We start from the raw sequence: 19867 nt of genomic DNA on the forward strand, positions 1-19867 counted from the left end.
AGCCGCGTCGACCACTGTCGAAGACGTCGACGCGGCCGCCCCTCGATGCCCGAGGGGCTTTTCTGTGCCAGCAGCAGGGAACGATGACAAGGGATGACGATGAGCGAGAACGAGGTCCACTACGACGTCCACGCGGTCGAGGAGAAGTGGCTGCCCGTGTGGGAGCGGCTCGACCCGTTCCGCGCCGACGACGACGCCGTGACCTCGGGGGAGCGGGAGAAGCGCTACGCGCTGACGATGTTCCCCTACCCGAGCGGTGACCTGCACATGGGTCACGCCGAGGTGTTCGCCCTGCACGACGTCATCTCCCGCTACTGGCGCTTCCGCGGCTACGAGGTGCTGAACCCGATGGGCTGGGACTCCTTCGGCCTGCCCGCCGAGAACGCCGCCATCCGCAACGACGAGCACCCGGCGACGTACACCTACGGCAACATCGAGACGCAGGCCGCGTCGATGAAGCGGTACGGCGTCAGCTTCGACTGGTCGCGCCGGCTGCACACCTCGGACCCCGAGTACTACAGGTGGACCCAGTGGCTGTTCCTGAAGTTCCGGGAGCGCGGCCTGGCCTACCGCAAGAACTCCCCGGTCAACTGGTGCCCGAACGACCAGACCGTGCTGGCCAACGAGCAGGTCCTGGCCGACGGCACCTGCGAGCGCTGCGGCGCCGAGGTCACCAAGCGCGAGCTGACCCAGTGGTACTTCAAGACCACCGAGTACGCCCAGGAGCTGCACGACTGCCTGGACGAGCTGCAGAAGACCTGGATCGGCAAGGTCGTCAACGCCCAGCGCAACTGGATCGGCCGGTCCGAGGGCGCCCACGTCACCTTCGAGGTCGAGGGCCGCGACCCGATCACGGTCTTCACGACCCGTCCGGACACCCTGTGGGGCGCCACCTTCATGGTCGTCGCCGCCGACGCGAAGCTGGCCGCCGAGCTGGTCTCGGACGACCAGCGCCAGGCGCTGGACGACTACCTGGTCGAGGTGCGCAAGGCCTCCGACATCGACCGGCTGGCCACCGACCGTCCGAAGACGGGTGTCTTCCTGGGCGTGCACGCGGTCAATCCCGTCAACGGTGAGCGGATCCCGGTCTGGGCCTCGGACTACGTCCTGGCCGACTACGGCACCGGTGCGATCATGGCCGTGCCGGCGCACGACCAGCGCGACCTGGACTTCGCCCGGGCGATGGACCTGCCCGTGCGCATGGTCGTCGACACCGGCGAGGAGGACCCGGCCACCTCCGGCATCGCGACCAACGGCAACGGGACCTACGTGAGCTCCGGCCCCCTGGACGGGCTGGCCGACAAGGCCGCCGGCATCCACAAGGTCGTCGAGCTGCTGGAGGCCGACGGCCACGGCAGCGGCACGGTCAACTTCCGCCTGCGCGACTGGCTGCTGTCGCGCCAGCGCTACTGGGGCGCCCCCATCCCGGTCATCCATTGCCCGGTCGACGGCGAGGTCCCGGTCCCCGAGGACCAGCTGCCCGTCGAGCTGCCGGAGCTGCGCGGCGCCGACCTGAAGCCCAAGGGCACCTCGCCCCTGGGTGCGGCGACCGAGTGGGTCAACGTCGAGTGCCCGACCTGCGGCGGCCCCGCCACCCGGGACACCGACACCATGGACACCTTCGTCGACTCGTCCTGGTACTTCTTCCGCTACCTGTCGCCCAACGACGACACCCAGGCGTTCGACCCGGCGCTGGCGAAGGCGTGGGGCCCGATCGACCTGTACATCGGCGGCGACGAGCACGCCGTCCTGCACCTGCTGTACGCGCGCTTCTTCACCAAGGTGCTGCGCGACATGGGCCTGATCGACTGGGACGAGCCCTTCTCGGCGTACCTGTCCCAGGGCAAGGTCATCAACAACGGGCGCAAGATGAGCAAGTCGCTGGGCAACGGCGTCAGCCTGGGCGAGCAGCTGGACGAGTTCGGCGTCGACGCCGTCCGGCTGACCCTGGTCTTCGCCAGCCCGCCCGAGGACAACATCGACTGGGCCGACGTGTCGCCGGCCGGCTCCGCGCGCTTCCTGCAGCGCGCCTGGCGCCTGTCCGGTGACGTCACCTCCGCGCCCGGCACGGACCCGGCGGGCGGCGACGTCGCGCTGCGCAAGGTCACCCACAAGACGGTGCACGAGGCCGCGCACCTGCTGGAGTCCTACCGCTTCAACGTGGTCGTCGCCCGCACCATGGAGCTGGTCAACGCCACCCGCAAGGCGATCGACTCCGGCTGCGGCCCGGCCGACCCCGCGGTGCGCGAGGCCGCCGAGGCCGTCGCGATCCTGCTGTCGCTGGTCGCGCCGTACACCGCCGAGGAGATGTGGGAGCGGCTGGGCCACCAGCCGTCGGTCGCCCAGACGGCCTGGCCCACCGTCGACCCCGCGCTGCTGGTCGAGGACGCCGTCACCGCGGTCGTCCAGATCCAGGGCAAGGTCCGCGGCCGGCTGGAGGTCTCGCCCGACATCAGCGAGGCCGACCTGGAGGCTGCGGCGCTGGCCGACCCGGCGGTGCAGAAGGCGATCGACGGCCGCGAGGTGCGCAAGGTGATCGTCCGTGCGCCCAAGCTGGTCAACATCGTGGTCTGACCCCCGGCTCGGGATAACCTCGGCGGCATGTCGATCGTCGTCGTCACCGACTCCGCCTCGACCGTCTCGGACGAGCTGGCGGCGTCGGGCCGGGTCCGGGTGGTCCCGCTCCAGGTGATCATCGACGACGAGGTCCTCGACGAGGGCGCTGACGGGGTCACGCCCGAGCAGGTCGCGACGGCGCTGCGGGAGAAGCGCGCCGTCAGCACGTCCCGTCCGGCCCCCGCGGTCCTCGGCGAGCTGTACGCCCGGCTGGCCGAGGAGGGCGCGACCGAGATCGTGTCGATCCACCTCTCCGCCGAGGTCAGCGGCACCTTCGAGTCCGCGCTCGTCGCCTCGCGGACGGCGCCGGTCCCGGTCACCTGCGTCGACAGCCGCCAGGTCGGGGTCGCGACGGGGTACGCCGCCGAGTCGGCCCTCGCGGTCGTCGAGGCCGGCGGCAGCGCCGAGGACGCCGCCAAGGCCGCCCGTGCCCGGGCGGAGGCGGCGACGTCGCTGTTCTACGTCAACACCCTCGAGTACCTCCGCCGCGGTGGCAGGGTCGGCGCCGCGGCCGCCGTCTTCGGCGGTGTGCTCGCCGTCAAGCCGCTGCTCGGCATCGACGACGGCGTCATCGTCCCCCGGGCGAAGGTGCGCACCGCCGCCAAGGCCATCGCGCAGCTGGAGGCGATGGCCGTGGAGGCCGCGGGGGAGCGACAGGTCGAGGCCTGCGTGGCGCACCTGGGCGCCGGCAACCGGGCCGCCGCGATGGCCGAGCGCCTCGCCGAGCAGCTCGGCGACCGGCTGGTGCCGGCCGCGAGCGGGGAGCCGGTGCGGTGCGCCGAGATCGGAGGCGTGCTCGGCGCCCACGCGGGCCCGGGCATGCTCGCGATCTGCGTCGCGCCGGTGCTCGACCTCTGATGCACCTGCGTCACCGGTAGCCCCACGGACAGCCGCGAACCGTCCACAGGTCGCGACCGGCGCGGTGCCCGTCCACAGGCTGTCACATCAGCCGGCGAGACCTCCCCTTCGGGCGCCTAGCGTGCCGCCATGCACTCCCGACGCCCTCCCGCGGACGAGGCGGCCGCCCGTCGCCTGGCCCTGATCGCCGCGGGTGCCGGTGGAGGTCGGTCCGGCACGGCCGACGTCGCCCCGGAGGCGGCCGACGACACTGCGGTGGCCACGGGCCAGGCGTGGTGGGCCGACCACACCCGGGTGGCCGACCGGGGCAGCACCGCGCCCGTGGCCGTCGCGACCCCCCGAGCCGTGGTGCCGCCGCCCGTCGTCCCGGCCCCCGGCCGGCACGCCGCCCGACGGCGGCCCGGCCCGATCGCGGCCCGCGTGCCGGGGCTGCCGTCCCTCGCACCGGCCCACGTGGCCGTCGTCGCGGTGGTGGTCGCGCTCGGGCTCGCGGTGACCACCTGGTGGGTGGTGCGCGACGACCCGGGGCCGGCGGTCGCACCGGTCAGCGCGGAGCCGGTCCCGGCGCTGGTCCCGTTGCCCTCACCGACGGCACCGGCGTCGTCCTCCGCAACAGGTGGGCCAGGCGGTGGGACCGTGACCGTCGACGTCGCCGGCAAGGTGCGTCGGCCCGGGATCGTCGTCCTCGATGCGGGCGCCCGGGTCACCGACGCCCTCGAGGCCGCGGGAGGGGCGCGCAAGGGCGTCGACCTGACCTCGCTCAACCTCGCCCGGGTGCTGGTCGACGGGGAGCAGGTCGTGGTCGGACGGCCTGGCCCGCCCGCTGGTGCGCCAGGCCCCGACGGCAGTCCCGCCGTCCCCGGGGCGCCCGCCGCGGGGCTGGTCAACCTCAACCTCGCCGGTCAGGCGGAGCTCGAGACCCTGCCGGGCGTGGGTCCCGTCACCGGCCAGGCGATCATCGCGTGGCGGGAGCAGCACGGAGGCTTCACCAGCGTCGACGAGCTGCTCGAGGTCGACGGGATCGGGGAGAAGACGCTGGCCCGGCTCGCGCCGCTGGTGACGGTGTGACGGGCGGTGCGACCCCGGCCGCGGGGCGAGTCGCCTCAGGTGGCGCCGAGCAGGGCCCGGTGCAGCACGGCGATCAGCTCGCCGCGGGTGATCATCCCGACGAGCCGGTCCTCGGCGTCGACGACAGGGACGTTCTTGTAGCCCTCCGACGTCATCGCCGGCACCAGCTCGGCGACGGGGGTGTCCTCGCGGATGGTGGTCACCTCGGTGCGCATGATCGACTCGACGGTCTCGAGCTCGACGAGGTCGCGGGTGAACAGGTCGATGATCGACACCACGCCGATCACCCGCCGCTCCTCGTCCACGACCGGCAGCGTCTTGACCTGCCGCTGCACGATCAGCGTCCGCGCCCGGTAGATCGACTCGAACGGGTGGGCCACCGCGACGTCGCGGTTCATGATCCGGGAGACCGGGATCGAGCCGAGCCTGCGGTCGAGGGCATGGGTCTCCGCGTCCCGGACGATCGCCACGACGTCGGCGGGCAGCACGTCGAGCCGGTCGGCGAGCCGCTTCATCGCCTCCTCGACGTCCGGTGTCGTGATGCCGAGCTCGGTGGCGGCACCCGGCGGCGCGGGCGGCGCCGGCCGGTGGGGGTAGCGGCGGCCGGTCAGGTTGTTGACCGCGACCGCGATGGCCAGCAGCGCGACCGTGTTGACGGCGACCGGGGCGAGCGCGAAGAGGATGCCCTGGTCGTGGATCTCCGGGGTGGCCGTCGCGGCCAGCAGCGCGCAGGCGCCGCCCGGCGGGTGGAGGCACCCGAGCAGCATCATCACGCCGATCGCGGCGCCGACCCCGAGCGCGGCGGCCAGCAGGACGTCGTCGACCAGCCAGTGCGCACCGAGGCCGACCGCGGTCGAGACGACGTTGCCGCCGAGGACCGGCCAGGGCTGCGCCAGCGGGCTGGCGGGCACCGCGAAGAGCAGCACCGCGCAGGCCCCCATCGGCGCCACGATGAAGGGCAGCATCTCCGGACCGCCGGGGACCGCGCGGGCGGTGGCCCCGGCGACGGCGATCCCGACGAGGGCGCCGAGCGCACCGCGCGCCAGCTCGGGTGCGGAGTAGCGGGTCACGGCCGCCACCCTACGAGGACGGCGCGTCGTGGGTGAGGCGCCGCCCCGGGCGTCCCCACGGCACGACCCGCGGCTCCCGGCCCTCGGCCTGGTGGCGTGGCTCGCCGGGATCGCGGCCGCGCACGCCGGGCCGTGGTGCTGGGCGCTGCTGGCGCTCGCGGCGTCGGTGGTCCTCGTGCCCGGATGGTCCGGGAGGTCGGCGAGGAGCAACCGGCCCGGTCCCCGGCGGCGCTGGTGGCTGGCAGCACTGGGTCTCGCGGCCGCCGTGCTGGCCTCCGCCCTGCTGCGCCAGGCGGCCGTCGCGGCGAACCCGCTCGGAGCCTGGGCCGAGGAGCGGGCGACGGCCGACCTCGTCGCCACCGTCGTCTCCGACCCGCGACCGGTCGAGGGTCGCTTCGGCGACCGGTTCGTCGTGCGGCTGCGGGTGCAGGAGGTGACCGTCCGCGGCGTCCGGCAGGTGCTGGGCGCGACGGTGGTCGTGCTGGGCGGGGCGGGCTGGGCGCGCACCGAGCTCGGCGAGCGGGTCGCGGCGGAGGGACGACTGGCGCCCGCGGAGGACCGTCACGTGGTGGCCCTGCTCCTCGCCGACCGGGCGCCGGTGCGGATCCGTGGCCCCGACCCGTGGTGGCGAGCCGCCGGCGCGGTGCGTGCCTCCATCCGCGACGCCGTGGCCGACCGGCCCCCGGCCCAGGCGGGTCTGGTGCCCGCGCTGGTGACCGGCGACGACGCCGGCCTCCCCGCCGAGGTGGAGTCCGACTTCCGGGTGACCGGGCTGACCCACCTGACCGCGGTGAGCGGCACCAACCTCACCCTCGTCGTCGGCGCCCTGCTGCTCGCCGCCCGTCTCGTCGGCGTGCGGGGGAGGTGGCTGGTGCTGGTCGGGCTGGCGGGCATCGTCGGCTTCGTGCTGCTCACGCGCACCGAGCCGAGCGTCCTCCGAGCGGCGGCGATGGGCACCGTCGGGCTGTTCGCGTTCGGCCCGGACGGTCGGCGCCGCGGCCTGCGCGCCCTCGGCGTCGCGCTCGTGGTCCTCCTGCTCCTCGACCCCGGACTGGCCACGTCGGCGGGCTTCGCGCTCTCGGTGCTGGCGACGAGCGGGATCGTGCTCCTCGGCCCGCCGCTCTCGTCGGCGCTCGCCCGGTGGTTGCCGCGCGGGCTCGCCGAGGCGGTGGCGGTCCCGACCGCGGCCCAGCTCGCCTGCACGCCGGTCATCGCCGTGCTCTCGGGCCAGGTCAGCCTCGTCGCGGTCGCGGCGAACCTGCTGGCCGGGCCCGCCGTCGGCCCGGCCACGGTGCTCGGCCTGGGGGCAGGGCTGGTGGGCCTGGTCGTGCCTGCGCTCGGCGCCGCCGTCGGGACGGTGGCGGCGTGGTGCGTCGCGTGGGTGGTCGAGGTCGCCCGCCACGGCGCCGACCTGCCCTGCGCGGCGGTGCCGTGGGGGAGCGGCCCCGTCGCGGTCGGGGCGCTGGCGGTGGTGTGCGTGGCCGTGGCGGTGGCGCTGCCCCGGCTCGCCCGGCGACGGGGCCCCAGCGTGTCGGCGGCCGTGCTGCTCCTCCTCGTCGTCCTCGGGGTGCCGGGCCGGCCGTGGTCGGCGCCTGCGGCGGGCTGGCCGCCGGCAGGGTGGGTGCTGGTCGCGTGCGACGTCGGCCAGGGCGACGCCCTCGTCGTCCGGGCCGGACCGGCCGCGGCGGTCGTGGTGGACGCCGGTCCCGACCCGGACGCGGTGGCCGGCTGCCTCGACCGTCTGGGGGTCCGCGACGTGCCCCTGCTGGTGCTCACCCACTTCCACGCCGACCACGTCGACGGGTTGCCGGGGGTGCTGCGGGACCGGCGGGTGGCTGCGGTGGAGGTCTCGCCGGTCGACGACCCACCCGGGGCTGCGGCCGCGGTCCGTCGCACCCTCGACCGCGCCGACGTGCCGGTGCAGGTGGGGGTCTACGGGGCGGCCCGGCGCGTCGGCGAGGCGACGGTGCAGGTCGTCCACCCCTCCCCGGGCGCGGCGGGCAGCGGGGCCAACGACGCCAGCGTGGTGCTGCTGGTCGAGGTCGCCGGCGTGCGCGCCCTGCTCACCGGGGACGTCGAGCCGACCGCGCAGGCGACCCTCGCCCGTCGGTTGCCCGGGCTCGACGTCGACGTGCTCAAGGTCCCGCACCACGGCAGCCGGCACCAGGACGAGCGGTGGCTGGCCTCCCTGCAGCCCGAGGCGGCGCTGGTGTCCGCAGGTGCCGACAACGACTACGGCCACCCCTCGGGACCGCTGCTCGAGCACCTCCGCTCGGTCGGCGCCCAGGTGGGACGCACCGACGACGACGGCGACGTCGCGGTCGTCGTCGACGACGACGGCCTGCGGGTCGCCGCCCGGTGACCCACCGTCGGGACGGTGTGGGAGGCTGGCTCCATGCGGGCCGCTGACGTGTTGGGACGGGTCATCCTGGTCACCGGCAAGGAGGAGTTCCTCGGCGCCCGCACCGTCGACGAGGTCAAGGCCGCGGTGCGCGAGCACGACCCGGAGGCGGAGTTCGCCGACAGCCCCGCCGCGGACCTGACCCTCGCCTCGCTGGGCGAGATGTCCGCGCCCTCGCTGTTCTCGGCCGTGCGCTGCGTCGTCGTCCGCGGCCTGGAGAACCTTCCCGACGAGTCGGTCGACGGACTGCTCGGCTACGCCGCCGCCCCGGCCGACGAGGTCGCCCTCGTGCTCGTCCACGGCGGCGGGCAGAAGGGCAGCGGCGTCCTCAACAAGCTGCGCAAGCTCAAGACCGTCACCGAGCACAAGTCCGAGGAGCTCAGGCCCTCCGACTTCCCGGGCTTCGTCGCCAACGAGGTCCGCAGGTACGGCGCCAGCATCGACCGCGAGGCCGCCGACGTGCTGATCGAGGCCATCGGCCGCGACCTGCGCTCGCTCGCCGGCGCGGCCAGCCAGCTCACCAACGACTTCCCGGGGGAGCGGATCAGCGAGGCGCAGGTCCGTCGCTACTTCGGTGGCCGCGCCGAGGCCAAGTCCTTCGCCGTCGCCGACGCGGCGTTCGCCGGCCGCGGCCAGGTCGCGCTGGAGGAGCTGCGCTGGGCCCTCGACGCCGGCACCGCCTCGGTGCTGATCACCTCCGCCTTCGCCGGCAGCGCCCGTGGCCTCGCCCGGCTGGTCAGCGCGCCGCGCGGGATGCGCGACGCCGACCTCGCCCGCGAGGTGGGCGTGCCGCCGTGGAAGCTGCGCTCGCTGCGCGAGCAGGCCCGCGGCTGGTCGGAGGCCGGCCTCGCCCGGGCCGTGCGCGCAGTCGCCCAGGCCGACGCCGACATCAAGGGCGCGGCCAGCGACGCGTCGTACGCGCTCGAGCGGCTGGTGCTGACGATCACCGCGCTGCGGACCCGGTAGCGCCGGGCGCAGAAATCACGGAAGGGAGCCCCCTGACGGGGACTCCCTTCGACGTGATGGCTCCGGACCGGAGCCAGAGCAGTGGGCTCAGAGAGAGGCGGCCTGCTTGGAGATCGAGGACTTGCGGTTCGCAGCCTGGTTCTTGTGGATGACGCCCTTCGAGGCGGCCTTGTCCAGCTTCTTGGTGGCCTCGCGGGCCAGGGCGACGGCGTTGTCCTTGTCGCCGGCCTCAGCGGCCTCGCGGAACTTGCGGATCGCGGTCTTCAGGCCGGACTTGACGGCCTTGTTGCGCTCGTGACGCTTCTCGTTCTGCTTGTTGCGCTTGATCTGGCTCTTGATGTTGGCCACGGGTGAATCGCCTCTACGTTCTCGGGTGGATGTCTGGACTGGTCCGGAGCGCGTGACCGCGGGGATCCCGGGCCGCCCGGAGGGCAGGCACGGGTGCGCGGAGACGCGACCAGCAAGGCTAACAGCGGCTGTTCGGGCGCCCCAAATCGCGGCCGGGCCGACGCGCCCGGCTCATCGCTGCCAGCCGCGGCGCTCGGCCAGCCAGTCGTGGAGGACGTCGCGCTGCCACGCCTGGGCGGCGCGCAGGTGCGGCGACGTCGGCGGGACCGGCTGGTCGGCCGAGACCGAGAAGTAGCCCAGGACGAGCGCGAGCGCGACGTCCACGTCGTCAGCGGGTACGACGGACAGCAGGGGGTGCCGGGCGATGTGGGACTCGACGTCGAGCCCGTCCCCGCGCGGCCCGATGAGCAGGAGCAGGGAGTCGAGCCACGCGGCGCCCACGACCGGCCAGTTCCAGTCGCAGAGCACGGCCCGCTCCTCGTCGAGCACCAGGATGTTGTCGTCGCGGACGTCGGTGTGGGCCAGCGTGTCGCCGCCGACCACGTCGGCGTACCGGGCTGCGAGGGCGCCGAGCTCGGCGGCCCGCGGGTGGTCGATGCGCTGCCACAGCCCGGCCCACGAGGCGAGCTCGTCGACCGCGGGGTCGAGGCCGGCCGGGGCGGGAGTGAGCACCTCGGCCGCCTCGACGAGCGCCGCCGAGGCCAGGGCCAGGTCGGCGTCGGTCCACGGCCGGTGCGGCGCCCGGCCGTCGACGTGGTCGATCCCCATCAGGAACCAGTCCGCCACCTCGTCGGTCCACCGCAGCCGCGGGGCCGGCGCTGCCTCCGGGAGCACGCGCAGCTTGCGGGCCTCCTCGCGGTAGGACTCGGCGAAGGTCCGCTGCGCCTTCAGGGACGCGGCCTTGACGAAGTGGCGCGAGCCGTCGGCGCAGGTCAGCACCGACGCGAAGCCGGGGGTGAACCCGCCGCCCTGCGACTCGGCCTCCACGACGGGCCCGCCGAGGTGCCCCTCGACCGCCGCCCGGACGACCGGCGGCAGGTGCGCCCACTCCACGCGTCGCGCGGTCCGGCCGTGGGGGATGCGAGTCGGGAGCACCCGCACATGATGGCGGCCCGGTGCCGGTCGCGCGCCAGGGGGCGGTCTGGATTCACCGAACCCGCGGCGCTTTGGAAGAATGGGCGGATCATGCCGATCTCCGCCCCCAAGCCGGGTCACACCGACCCCGCGATCATCCGCAACTTCTGCATCATCGCGCACATCGACCACGGCAAGTCGACCCTCGCCGACCGGATGCTGCAGCTCACGGGTGTCGTCGACGAGCGTGCGGCGCGGGCGCAGTACCTCGACCGGATGGACATCGAGCGTGAGCGCGGCATCACGATCAAGTCCCAGGCCGTGCGGATGCCGTGGACGGTCACCGAGGGCAACGAGGAGGGCGCCGAGCCCGGCACCTACGTCCTCAACATGATCGACACCCCCGGCCACGTCGACTTCACCTACGAGGTGTCCCGCTCGCTGCAGGCGTGCGAGGCGGCGATCCTGCTCGTCGACGCCGCCCAGGGCATCGAGGCGCAGACCCTGGCGAACCTCTACCTCGCGATGGGTGCGGACCTGCACATCATCCCGGTGCTCAACAAGATCGACCTGCCCAGCGCCGACCCCGACAAGTACGCCGAGGAGCTGGCCGGCATCGTCGGCTGCGACCCCGACGACGTGCTCCGGGTGAGCGCCAAGACGGGCATGGGCGTCGAGAAGGTCCTCAACGAGATCGTCAAGCAGACCCCGGCGCCGGTCGGCGACGCGGACGCCCCGGCGCGCGCGCTGATCTTCGACTCGGTCTACGACACCTACCGCGGTGTGGTCACCTACGTCCGCGTGGTCGACGGCAAGCTCACCCACCGCGACCGGATCAAGATGATGTCGACCAACGCGGTGCACGAGATGCTCGAGGTCGGCGTGATCAGCCCGGAGCCGGTCAAGGCGGGCGAGATCGGCGTCGGCGAGGTCGGCTACCTGATCACCGGCGTGAAGGACGTGCGCCAGTCGCGGGTCGGTGACACCGTCACCGCGCAGCACGGTGGCGCGACCGAGCCGCTCGGCGGCTACCAGCACCCGAACCCGATGGTCTACGCCGGGCTCTACCCGATCGACGGCGACGACTACCCGCTGCTGCGCGAGTCGCTGGAGAAGCTCCAGCTCAACGACGCGGCGCTCACCTTCGAGCCCGAGACCTCCGGCGCCCTCGGCTTCGGCTTCCGGTGCGGCTTCCTCGGCCTGCTCCACATGGAGATCACCCGTGACCGCCTCGAGCGCGAGTTCAACCTCGACCTGATCTCGACCGCCCCCAACGTGGTCTACGAGGTCCACATGGAGGACGGCAAGGTCATCGAGGTGACCAACCCGAGCGAGTACCCCGACGGCAAGGTCGCCGAGGTCCGCGAGCCGGTCGTCAAGGCCACCATCCTCAGCCCCTCCGACTTCATCGGCACGATCATGGAGCTGTGCCAGGAGAAGCGCGGCGCGCTGCAGGGCATGGACTACCTCTCCGCCGACCGCGTCGAGATGCGCTACACGCTGCCGATGGGCGAGATCGTCTTCGACTTCTTCGACCAGCTGAAGTCGCGCACCAAGGGCTACGCGTCCCTCGACTACGAGCGCGCCGGCGACCAGGCGGCCGACCTGGTCAAGGTCGACATCCTGCTCCAGGGCGAGGCCGTCGACGCCTTCTCGGCGATCATCCACAAGGACGCCGCCTACTCGTACGGCGTGATGATGGCCGGCAAGCTCAAGGACCTCATCCCGCGCCAGCAGTTCGAGGTGCCGATCCAGGCGGCGATCGGCTCGCGGGTCATCGCCCGCGAGAACATCCGCGCCATCCGCAAGGACGTCCTCGCCAAGTGCTACGGCGGTGACATCACCCGCAAGCGGAAGCTGCTCGAGAAGCAGAAGGAAGGCAAGAAGCGGATGAAGATGGTCGGCCGCGTCGAGGTGCCCCAGGAGGCCTTCGTCGCCGCGCTGTCCACCTCCGGGCCGGCGGGCGACAAGCCGAAGAAGTGACCGCACCGCTGCCGGCGACGGTGCGCGACCTGCTCGACGAGTGGGAGCTCGCCGACGGTGGTGAGAGCTGGGACGGCGAGCGCTGTGCCGTCGTACCCGTCACCACGGTTGACGGCACGCCGGCGGTCCTCAAGGTGGGGGAGCAGCCCGCCCACGCCCACCTCGCCCTGCAGCACTGGCACGGTCGCGGCGCGGTGCGCCTGCTGCGCGCCGACCCCGGTCGCGGGGCGCTGCTGCTCGAGCGGGCCAGCCGCACCGACCTGCGCGACCACTGGGACGTCGAGGCCTGCGAGGTCGTCGGTGGCCTCTACCGCGAGCTGCACCGGCCCGCGTTCCCGCAGCTGCGGCGCCTCTCCGAGCACGCCGCCGAGGTCGCGGCGGCGCTCGCTGCGCTCCCGCGAGACGTCCCGCTGCCACCGCGGCTGGTGCAGCAGGCGCGCCACCTCGCCGGACGCTTCGCTGCCGACCCGGACACCGACGGCACCGTGGTCCACACCGACCTCCACTACGGCACGGTGCTGGCGGCGGAGCGCGCACCGTGGCTCGCGACCAGCCCGCGGCCGCTCAACGGCGACCCGCACGTCGAGGTGGCGCCCCTGCTCTGGCACCGGTACGACGAGCTCGCGGGCCGGGTGCGCGACGGGCTCCGCGCCCGCTTCCACGCCGCCGTGGACGCCGCCGGGCTCGACGAGCACCGGGCGCGGGACTGGGTCGTGGTGCGGGCGGTGGACCTGGCCCGGCACCGGCTCGGGACGGACGCGGTGACGCGCCTGGTGACCATTGCGAAGGCGGTCCAGGACTGATCGGGGGAGAATGCCTCCCGTGACAGCGCGCCTCCTGACCGTCAGCGTCGGCCAGCCCCGGGAGCGGGACTGGGCCGGCATCGGCCGTACCTCCATCGACAAGCGTCCCGTGACCGGCCCGGTCCGGGTGCACGAGCTCGGCGTCGAGGGCGACCGGGTCTCCGACACCCGCCACCACGGAGGTCGTGACCAGGCGGTCTACGCCTACGCCCGGGAGGACCTCGACTTCTGGGAGGAGCAGCTCGACCGCTCCATCCGGGACGGTCACTTCGGGGAGAACCTCACGACCGAGGGCATCGACCTCAACGCCCTCGAGGTCGGCACGCGGCTGCGGATCGGCGACGAGGTGGACGGGGTGCTGCTCGAGGCCATCTCGGTGCGGATCCCCTGCAACGACTTCAAGTGCTGGATGGGGGAGTCCGGCTACGAGACCCGGGCCTGGGTCAGGAGGTTCACCGCCGAGGCGCGGCCCGGACCGTACTTCCGCGTGCTCCAGCCCGGCACGATCGAGGCCGGCGCCCCTGTCGAGGTCGTCTACTGGCCGGGCCACGGCGTGACCATCCGCGACATGTTCGTCGCGCTGACGACGGACCGCAGCCGGCTGCCCGACCTGCAGGTGGTCGAGGGCCTGCCGGCGAAGGTTCAGGAGAAGGTTGACATTTGTGTCCGTCAGATGGCGGGGACGCTACCCTCGGACGACTGAGTGGCCTAGGTTACTCACCAGTTACGCCGGCTCACGAGCATGCAGGAGCGACATGCCCATCAACCACGACACGACTTTCATGGACACCATGCCCCAGAACTGTGCGATCCAGTTCTGGGACCGGGTCGAGACGAGCGGCAGCCGTGAAGCCTTCCGCTACCCGGAGGGCGACGCCTGGCGGTCCATCACCTGGCGGGAGACCGCCCAGCAGGTCAGCAGCTTCGCGGGAGGCCTCCTCGCCCTCGGGCTGGCGCCGGAGGACCGCGTCGCCATCGCCTCCGCCACGCGCTACGAGTGGATCTTCGCCGACCTGGCCATCCTGTGTGCCGGTGGCGCCACCACGACGGTGTACCCCACGACGGGCGGGCCGGACACGGCGTACATCATCGGCGACTCGGGCAGCCGCTTCGTGTTCGCCGAGGACGAGACCCAGGTCGAGAAGCTGCGGGCCCACCGCGACGAGCTCCCTGCGGTCGAGAAGGTCATCGTCTTCGAGGCGTCCGCGGCCGACGGCGACTGGGTGATCTCGCTGGCCGACCTCGCCGCGCTGGGTGACACCTACCTCGCCGAGCACGAGGGCGTCCTGCAGGAGCTGGCGAACGGCATCAAGCCCGACCAGCTGGCGACCCTGATCTACACCTCCGGCACCACCGGCAAGCCGAAGGGCGTGCGCACCCTGCACCGCGGCTGGGTCTTCGAGGGCGAGGCCATCAAGGCCCAGAACATCCTCGACGAGACCGACCTGCAGTTCCTCTGGCTGCCGATGGCCCACGCCTTCGGCAAGGTGCTGCTCTCCACCCAGCTCGCCTGCGGCTTCGCCACGGCGATCGACGGCCGCGTCGAGAAGATCGTCGACAACCTGGGCGTCGTGAAGCCGACCTTCATGGGTGCCGCGCCGCGCATCTTCGAGAAGGCCTACGCCCGCATCGTCACGATGCAGGCGGCCGAGGGCGGCCTCAAGGAGAAGATCTTCAACCGGGCCTTCGAGGTCGGCCGGAAGGTCGACGAGCTGAAGATGGCCGGCAAGCCGGTCCCGTTCCTGCTGAACCTGCAGCACGGCCTGTTCGACAAGCTCGTCTTCTCCAAGGTGCGCGAGCGCTTCGGCGGCCGGGTCCGCTTCTTCATCTCCGGCTCCGCGGCCCTCAACGCCGAGATCGCCACGTGGTTCCACGCCGCGGGCATCCTCATCCTCGAGGGCTACGGCATGACGGAGAACTCCGCGGGCGCCACCGTCAACCACCCCGACGGCTACAAGATCGGCACCGTCGGCCAGCCCTTCCCGGGCACCGAGGTCCGCATCGCCGAGAACGGCGAGGTCCAGCTCCGCGGCCCGCACATCATGGCCGGCTACCACAACCGCCCCGAGGCCACGGCCGAGGCGATCACCGAGGACGGCTGGCTGCGCACGGGCGACAAGGGCGAGCTCGACGAGGACGGTTACCTCACGATCACCGGCCGCATCAAGGAGCTCTTCAAGACCTCGGGCGGCAAGTACATCGCCCCGCCGGCCATCGAGGCGAAGTTCAAGGCGATCTGCCCGCTGGTCAGCCAGTTCATGGTCTTCGGCGCCGAGCGCAACTTCGTCTCCGCGCTGATCACCCTGGACCCCGACGCCATCGCCGGCTGGGCCGCCGAGAACGGCAAGGAGGGCCTCTCCTACACCGAGCTCGTCAACGACCCCGCGGTGCAGGCGATGGTGGGCGAGTACGTCGACCAGCTCAACGCCCAGCTCAACCGCTGGGAGACGATCAAGAAGTGGAAGCTCCTCGACCACGACCTCAGCATCGAGTCGGGCGAGCTCACCCCGTCGCTGAAGGTGAAGCGCAACGTCGTGGAGGACAACAACAAGGAGCTCATCGAGAGCTTCTACGGCTGAGCCGGACGCACCGTCCCTGACGGTCCCGGTGGAGGGGCTGTCCGTCGCCAGCACGGCGAACGGGCAGCCCCCTGCCCGTCCCCACCCCTCGAGGTCCGGGAAGGCCCGACCTCCTGAGAGGATGGCCGGGTGCCGTCCGCATTGCCCGAGGGGGACCCCGCCCCGTCCGACGGGTCGCTGCCGGAGCAGGCGCTCGCCGCGCTGGGCGACGACCCGTTCGGGTTCTACGTCCACGTGCCCTTCTGCCGCGTGCGGTGCGSCTACTGCGACTTCAACACCTACACCGCCGAGGAGCTCGGTCCCGGCGTCTCCCGGGCGTCGTACGTCGACCAGGTGGTCGCCGAGGTCCGGCTGGCCCGGCGCGTGCTCGGTGACCGGGAGCGCCCGGTCGACACCGTCTTCCTCGGCGGCGGCMCCCCGACGCTGCTGCCTGCGGCCGACCTCGGCCGGCTGCTGCGTGCCATCGACGACGAGTTCGGCCTGGCCCCCGGGGCCGAGGTCACCACGGAGGCCAACCCCGACAGCGTCGACGAGGCCTACCTCGCCGAGCTCCGCGCGGCCGGCTACACCCGGGTGTCGTTCGGCATGCAGTCCGCCGTCCCGTCGGTGCTCGCCGTGCTCGACCGCACCCACGACCCGCTGCGGGTGCCGGGCGTGGTGGCCGCGGCACGTGCCGCCGGCTTCGACCAGGTCAGCCTGGACCTGATCTACGGCACCCCGGGGGAGAGCGCGGAGGACTGGGCGACCACCCTCGAGGCCGCGCTGGCCTGCGCCCCCGACCACGTCTCGGCGTACTCGCTCATCGTGGAGGACGGCACTGCGCTGGCGCGCCGGGTCCGCCGCGGCGAGCTGCCGATGCCCGATGACGACGACCTCGCCGACAAGTACGTCCAGGGCGACGAGCGGCTCGCCGCCGCCGGGCTGGGGTGGTACGAGGTCTCCAACTGGGCGCGCGACGACGCGGCCCGCTGCCGGCACAACCTCGGCTACTGGGCCGGCGCCGGCTGGTGGGGGATCGGGCCCGGGGCGCACTCGCACCTCGGGGGCGTGCGCTGGTGGAACGTCAAGCACCCCGCGGCGTACGCCGCCCGGCTGGCCGCCGGCGACAGCCCGGCCCACGCTCGGGAGGTCCTCGACGAGGAGACCCGGCGGGTCGAGCGCGTGCTGCTGGAGCTGCGGCTGCGCGAGGGGCTCGACCCGGCGCTGCTCGACGACGCCGGGCGCGGCGAGCTGCCCGGCCTGGTCGACGAGGGCCTGGTCGAGCCGGCCGCGCTGGCCGCCGGCCGGGTGGTGCTGACCCGGCGCGGGCGGCTGCTCGCGGACGGGGTCGTGCACCGCCTGCTCGGCTGAGCGCCGCCCGGCCTAGGCTCAGGCCCATGGTCGACTTCACCAAGCGCCCGGATCCGGAGGAGGAGCCCCGCCCGGACTCCTCGGCGCAGGGCCCGCAGAACCCGTACCAGCCCACGCCTCCGCCGTACCCGCCCTACGGTGCGCCGGCTCCCGGCTACGGCTACGGGCACTCGCCCGCGGCGCCGTGGGGCGTCGACCCGCTCAGCGGCCTGCCCTACTCCGACAAGCAGAAGGTCGTCGCCGGGGTGCTGCAGATCCTGCTGCCCTTCGGCATCGGGCGCTTCTACACCGGGCACACCGGCCTCGCGGTCGCGCAGCTGCTGGTCTGCCTGCTCACCTGCGGCATCGGCGGGCTCTGGTCGATGATCGACGGGATCATCCTGCTCGTCGGCAACCCGCGCGACGTCGGGGGACGACCGCTGCGCTGAGGGGCTCCCGGACCCGCCTCCACATCATTGGAGATTAACTCTAGTGATACAGTAGGAATACGTGCCGAAGGACGGCTCGCCCGAAGGAGGCTTCGAATGGGTCCCGTGATCGGCTACGTGCCGGGTGCCTTCGACCTGTTCCACGTGGGACACCTCAACGCGCTGCGCCAGGCGCGGCAGTGGTGCGACGTCCTCGTCGCCGGCGTGGTCGCCGACGAGGTGTGCGTGGAGACGAAGGGCGTGCTGCCGACCGTCCCGCTCGCGGAGCGGCTGGAGATCGTCGAGGCCATCGGCATCGTCGACGCCGTCTACGCCGAGGCGACGCCGAGCAAGGTGGACTCGTGGCGCGACGTGGGCTTCCACCGGATCTTCAAGGGTGACGACTGGCGCGACACCGCCAAGGGGCGACGACTCGAGGAGGAGATGGCCCGTCTCGGCGTCGAGGTGACCTACTTCCCCTACACGCTGCAGACCTCCTCGACCGCCCTGCGCAAGGCGCTGGCGCACCGCGGAGCGTCATGAGCGCCGCCGTCTCCGACGACGGCATCCTCCTCCCGGCCGCCTCGCGGCCCTTCCTGGTCGAGATCGACGGTCACTACGTGTGGTCGACGACGCCGGACCGCGACGGCGAGCGCCGGGGCAGGGGAGTGCTGGTGCCGTGGCCCGGCGTGCTGCGTCCCTACCTCTCCGGCCGCGGTCGGGTGCGGGTCACCGACGCCACCGGCACCGAGGTGCTGTATGACGCGGAGGTCGGCCTCGGCTCCGGCGAGGGTCGCCTCGCGGTCGTCGACCGTGCGGGGCACCGGCTCAGCGTCGACAAGGTCGGCCACCTCACCCGCTCCTTCGCGGCGACCGGTGAGGAGGTGCGCGAGGAGATCCTCGCCGGCACCCGCCGCGCGATCGACGACCTGCGCGAGCACGCCGGGGTCGCGGCCTACCTGAACTACGGCGCGCTGCTCGGGGCGGTCCGGGAGGGACGGATGCTCGCCCACGACTCCGACACCGACCTGTGCTACCTCTCCGACCACACCTCGCCGGCCGACATCATCGCCGAGTCGTACCGGATCACCCGGGCGATGCGCGAGCGTGGCTGGAACCTGCTGCGCATGTCGGGCGGTGACATCAAGCTGCTGCTGCCGCTCTCCGACGGGCGGCAGTGCCACATCGACGTGTTCGTGGCGTTCCACGTCGGCGACACCTTCTACCAGCTCGGCAACCGCAGCGGGTCGCTCCCGCGCAGCGCCATCGAGCCGTTCTCCACCATCGAGGTGCACGGCCACCAGTTCCCGGCCCCCCGCGACCCCGAACGGATGCTGGCCTTCCTCTACGGCCCGCGCTGGCGCACCCCCGACCCGTCGTTCCGGTACGCCGACCCGCCGGCCGGCGTACGCCGCCTGGACGGGTGGCTGCGCGGCTTCCGCACCGAGATGGGCCTGTGGACCGGCTTCCTCAGCGGCCCGGACGTCCGGGAGGTGCCGGCCGGCCCGTCGCCGTTCGCGCGCTGGGTGGGGCACCATCTCGGGCGGCCGGGCCCGGACTCGCCTGGCGTCGTCGACCTCGGCAGCGGCACCGGCAGCGACGCGCTCTGGTTCGCCCGGCGCGGCCACCGCACGCTCGCCGTCGACCACTCCCGGCGCAGCCTGACCATGGTCCGCGGCCGCGCCCGCCGGCGCGGGGTCGACGTCGAGGTCGACCAGCTGATTCTCGGCGAGCTCCGCTCGACGCTCCTGCTCGGGACGCGGCTCGCCCGCGACCCGCACCACCTCTGCGCCCGACACCTGGTGGGGTGCCTCGACGACGCTGCGCTCGACCAGCTGTGGCGGCTGTGCCGGATGGCACTGCGGCCGGGCGGCGGCCGGCTCTTCCTCGAGCTGCAGGCCGCCCACGACGGCCCGGACGGCGCCCCCGGGACGCCGGTCAGCCCCGAGGGCCTGGTCCGCCGCGTCGACCCCGGGGCCGTCCGCGCCGCGATCGAGGACGCCGGCGGCGTCGTCGAGGAGCTGGTCGTCGAGCCCGGCGAGGACATGCTCGGCCGCCCCGACCCCGCCGTCTGCCGGATCCGGGCCCACTGGCCCGCCCCCGCCCTTACTCCTGAGGAGGACCGATGAGTAGCCCTGTGTCAACGTCAGGCCGCTTCGACACCGCTGAGCAGTGCCTGGAGGGCGCCGTGCTGGTGGGGGTCGTAGGCGGTCTGGTTCTGCCAGCATCGCCAGATCACGCCGAGCCAGGCGCGGGCCAGGATGCGGGTGGCGTGGGGGTGGTCCTTGCCGCGGGCGAGGGCGTCGTTGTAGATCTTCGCGGCCCAGGGGTTGGCTCGGCGGGA

General features: G+C 73.3%; 16 protein-coding genes and 1 pseudogene. 13 read left to right on the forward strand and 4 right to left on the reverse strand.

All coding sequences use genetic code 11. The features are described from left to right. Positions 1-93 precede the first annotated feature (93 nt). The 3 genes from leuS (at position 94) to L615_RS08135 (ending at position 4542) form a co-directional block, all read left to right on the forward strand. Complete coding sequence (gene leuS, locus L615_RS08125; protein WP_028655781.1) at positions 94-2574, forward strand: leucine--tRNA ligase; 2481 nt, start codon at positions 94-96, stop codon at positions 2572-2574. A 27-nt stretch (positions 2575-2601) separates the two neighbouring features. Beyond that, positions 2602-3474, forward strand: coding sequence for a DegV family protein (locus tag L615_RS08130; protein WP_028655780.1), 873 nt, complete (start codon positions 2602-2604; stop codon positions 3472-3474). 129 nt (positions 3475-3603) lie between these two features. Next, positions 3604-4542 (forward strand): helix-hairpin-helix domain-containing protein, encoded by a 939-nt coding sequence (locus L615_RS08135; RefSeq protein WP_145724743.1) that lies wholly within the window; start codon positions 3604-3606, stop codon positions 4540-4542. Positions 4543-4577: 35 nt separating this feature from the next. Here the strand turns inward: L615_RS08135 and L615_RS08140 are convergent, their stop codons facing one another. Beyond that, positions 4578-5612 (reverse strand): HPP family protein, encoded by a 1035-nt coding sequence (locus tag L615_RS08140; RefSeq protein WP_145724744.1) that lies wholly within the window; start codon positions 5610-5612, stop codon positions 4578-4580. Positions 5613-5640: 28 nt separating this feature from the next. Here L615_RS08140 and L615_RS08145 point away from each other — a divergent pair, with 28 nt between their 5' ends. Together L615_RS08145 and holA are read left to right on the forward strand one after the other, a co-directional pair. Beyond that, positions 5641-7974, forward strand: a complete 2334-nt coding sequence (locus tag L615_RS08145) for a ComEC/Rec2 family competence protein (RefSeq protein ID WP_145724745.1) — start codon at positions 5641-5643, stop codon at positions 7972-7974. A 33-nt stretch (positions 7975-8007) separates the two neighbouring features. After that, a complete protein-coding gene (holA, locus tag L615_RS08150) occupies positions 8008-8979 on the forward strand; it encodes a DNA polymerase III subunit delta (RefSeq protein ID WP_145724746.1) in 972 nt (323 codons plus the stop codon). 87 nt (positions 8980-9066) lie between these two features. Here the strand turns inward: holA and rpsT are convergent, their stop codons facing one another. Further along, the gene (gene rpsT / locus L615_RS08155; protein ID WP_145724747.1) at positions 9067-9327 is read right to left on the reverse strand and encodes a 30S ribosomal protein S20; all 261 of its coding nucleotides are present in this window, start codon (positions 9325-9327) and stop codon (positions 9067-9069) included. Positions 9328-9498: 171 nt separating this feature from the next. Beyond that, entirely contained in the window at positions 9499-10422 is a 924-nt protein-coding gene (locus tag L615_RS08160; RefSeq protein WP_261376604.1) for a hypothetical protein, read from the reverse strand. Positions 10423-10512: 90 nt separating this feature from the next. Between L615_RS08160 and lepA the strand changes: the two genes are divergently transcribed. The 8 genes from lepA to L615_RS08200 all read left to right on the forward strand — a co-directional run bounded on the left by lepA (position 10513) and on the right by L615_RS08200 (position 19652). Then, entirely contained in the window at positions 10513-12384 is a 1872-nt protein-coding gene (gene lepA / locus L615_RS08165) for a translation elongation factor 4 (RefSeq protein ID WP_036517808.1), read from the forward strand. Further along, positions 12381-13187 (forward strand): aminoglycoside phosphotransferase family protein, encoded by an 807-nt coding sequence (locus L615_RS08170; RefSeq protein ID WP_036517806.1) that lies wholly within the window; start codon positions 12381-12383, stop codon positions 13185-13187. Before lepA ends, L615_RS08170 begins: the two co-directional genes overlap by 4 nt. 19 nt (positions 13188-13206) lie before the next feature. Further along, the gene (locus tag L615_RS08175; protein ID WP_232221771.1) at positions 13207-13890 is read left to right on the forward strand and encodes an MOSC domain-containing protein; all 684 of its coding nucleotides are present in this window, start codon (positions 13207-13209) and stop codon (positions 13888-13890) included. A 52-nt stretch (positions 13891-13942) separates the two neighbouring features. After that, entirely contained in the window at positions 13943-15766 is a 1824-nt protein-coding gene (locus L615_RS08180) for a long-chain fatty acid--CoA ligase (protein WP_051485798.1), read from the forward strand. A 129-nt stretch (positions 15767-15895) separates the two neighbouring features. Further along, entirely contained in the window at positions 15896-17116 is a 1221-nt protein-coding gene (gene hemW, locus L615_RS08185; protein ID WP_145724749.1) for a radical SAM family heme chaperone HemW, read from the forward strand. A 26-nt stretch (positions 17117-17142) separates the two neighbouring features. Beyond that, positions 17143-17544: a TM2 domain-containing protein gene (locus L615_RS08190; protein ID WP_145724750.1), complete on the forward strand. Its 402-nt coding sequence runs from the start codon at positions 17143-17145 to the stop codon at positions 17542-17544. Between the two features lie 96 nt (positions 17545-17640). After that, positions 17641-18066 carry an adenylyltransferase/cytidyltransferase family protein gene (locus tag L615_RS08195; RefSeq protein ID WP_145724751.1) on the forward strand — a complete coding sequence of 142 codons (426 nt, stop codon included), beginning with the start codon at positions 17641-17643 and terminating at the stop codon, positions 18064-18066. Beyond that, a complete protein-coding gene (locus L615_RS08200) occupies positions 18063-19652 on the forward strand; it encodes a methyltransferase domain-containing protein (RefSeq protein WP_145724752.1) in 1590 nt (529 codons plus the stop codon). Before L615_RS08195 ends, L615_RS08200 begins: the two co-directional genes overlap by 4 nt. Before the next feature lie 17 nt (positions 19653-19669). On the opposite strand, the pseudogene L615_RS08205 reads toward L615_RS08200, so the two are convergent. Continuing rightward, a pseudogene (locus tag L615_RS08205) lies at positions 19670-19867 on the reverse strand (IS110 family transposase); the annotation flags it as partial.

The organism is Nocardioides sp. J9 (genome assembly GCF_007829375.1).
Lineage (GTDB): Bacteria > Actinomycetota > Actinomycetes > Propionibacteriales > Nocardioidaceae > Nocardioides.

Bases quoted from the DNA above. Each gene is read 5' to 3' on its own strand.
- L615_RS08180 (WP_051485798.1), top strand. From the start codon at position 13,943: ATGCCCATCAACCACGACACGACTTTCATGGACACCATGCCCCAGAAC.
- L615_RS08200 (WP_145724752.1), top strand. From the start codon at position 18,063: ATGAGCGCCGCCGTCTCCGACGACGGCATCCTCCTCCCGGCCGCCTCG.
- lepA (WP_036517808.1), top strand. From the start codon at position 10,513: ATGCCGATCTCCGCCCCCAAGCCGGGTCACACCGACCCCGCGATCATC.
- L615_RS08190 (WP_145724750.1), top strand. From the start codon at position 17,143: ATGGTCGACTTCACCAAGCGCCCGGATCCGGAGGAGGAGCCCCGCCCG.
- L615_RS08130 (WP_028655780.1), top strand. From the start codon at position 2,602: ATGTCGATCGTCGTCGTCACCGACTCCGCCTCGACCGTCTCGGACGAG.
- L615_RS08135 (WP_145724743.1), top strand. From the start codon at position 3,604: ATGCACTCCCGACGCCCTCCCGCGGACGAGGCGGCCGCCCGTCGCCTG.
- leuS (WP_028655781.1), top strand. From the start codon at position 94: ATGACGATGAGCGAGAACGAGGTCCACTACGACGTCCACGCGGTCGAG.
- L615_RS08195 (WP_145724751.1), top strand. From the start codon at position 17,641: ATGGGTCCCGTGATCGGCTACGTGCCGGGTGCCTTCGACCTGTTCCAC.
- holA (WP_145724746.1), top strand. From the start codon at position 8,008: ATGCGGGCCGCTGACGTGTTGGGACGGGTCATCCTGGTCACCGGCAAG.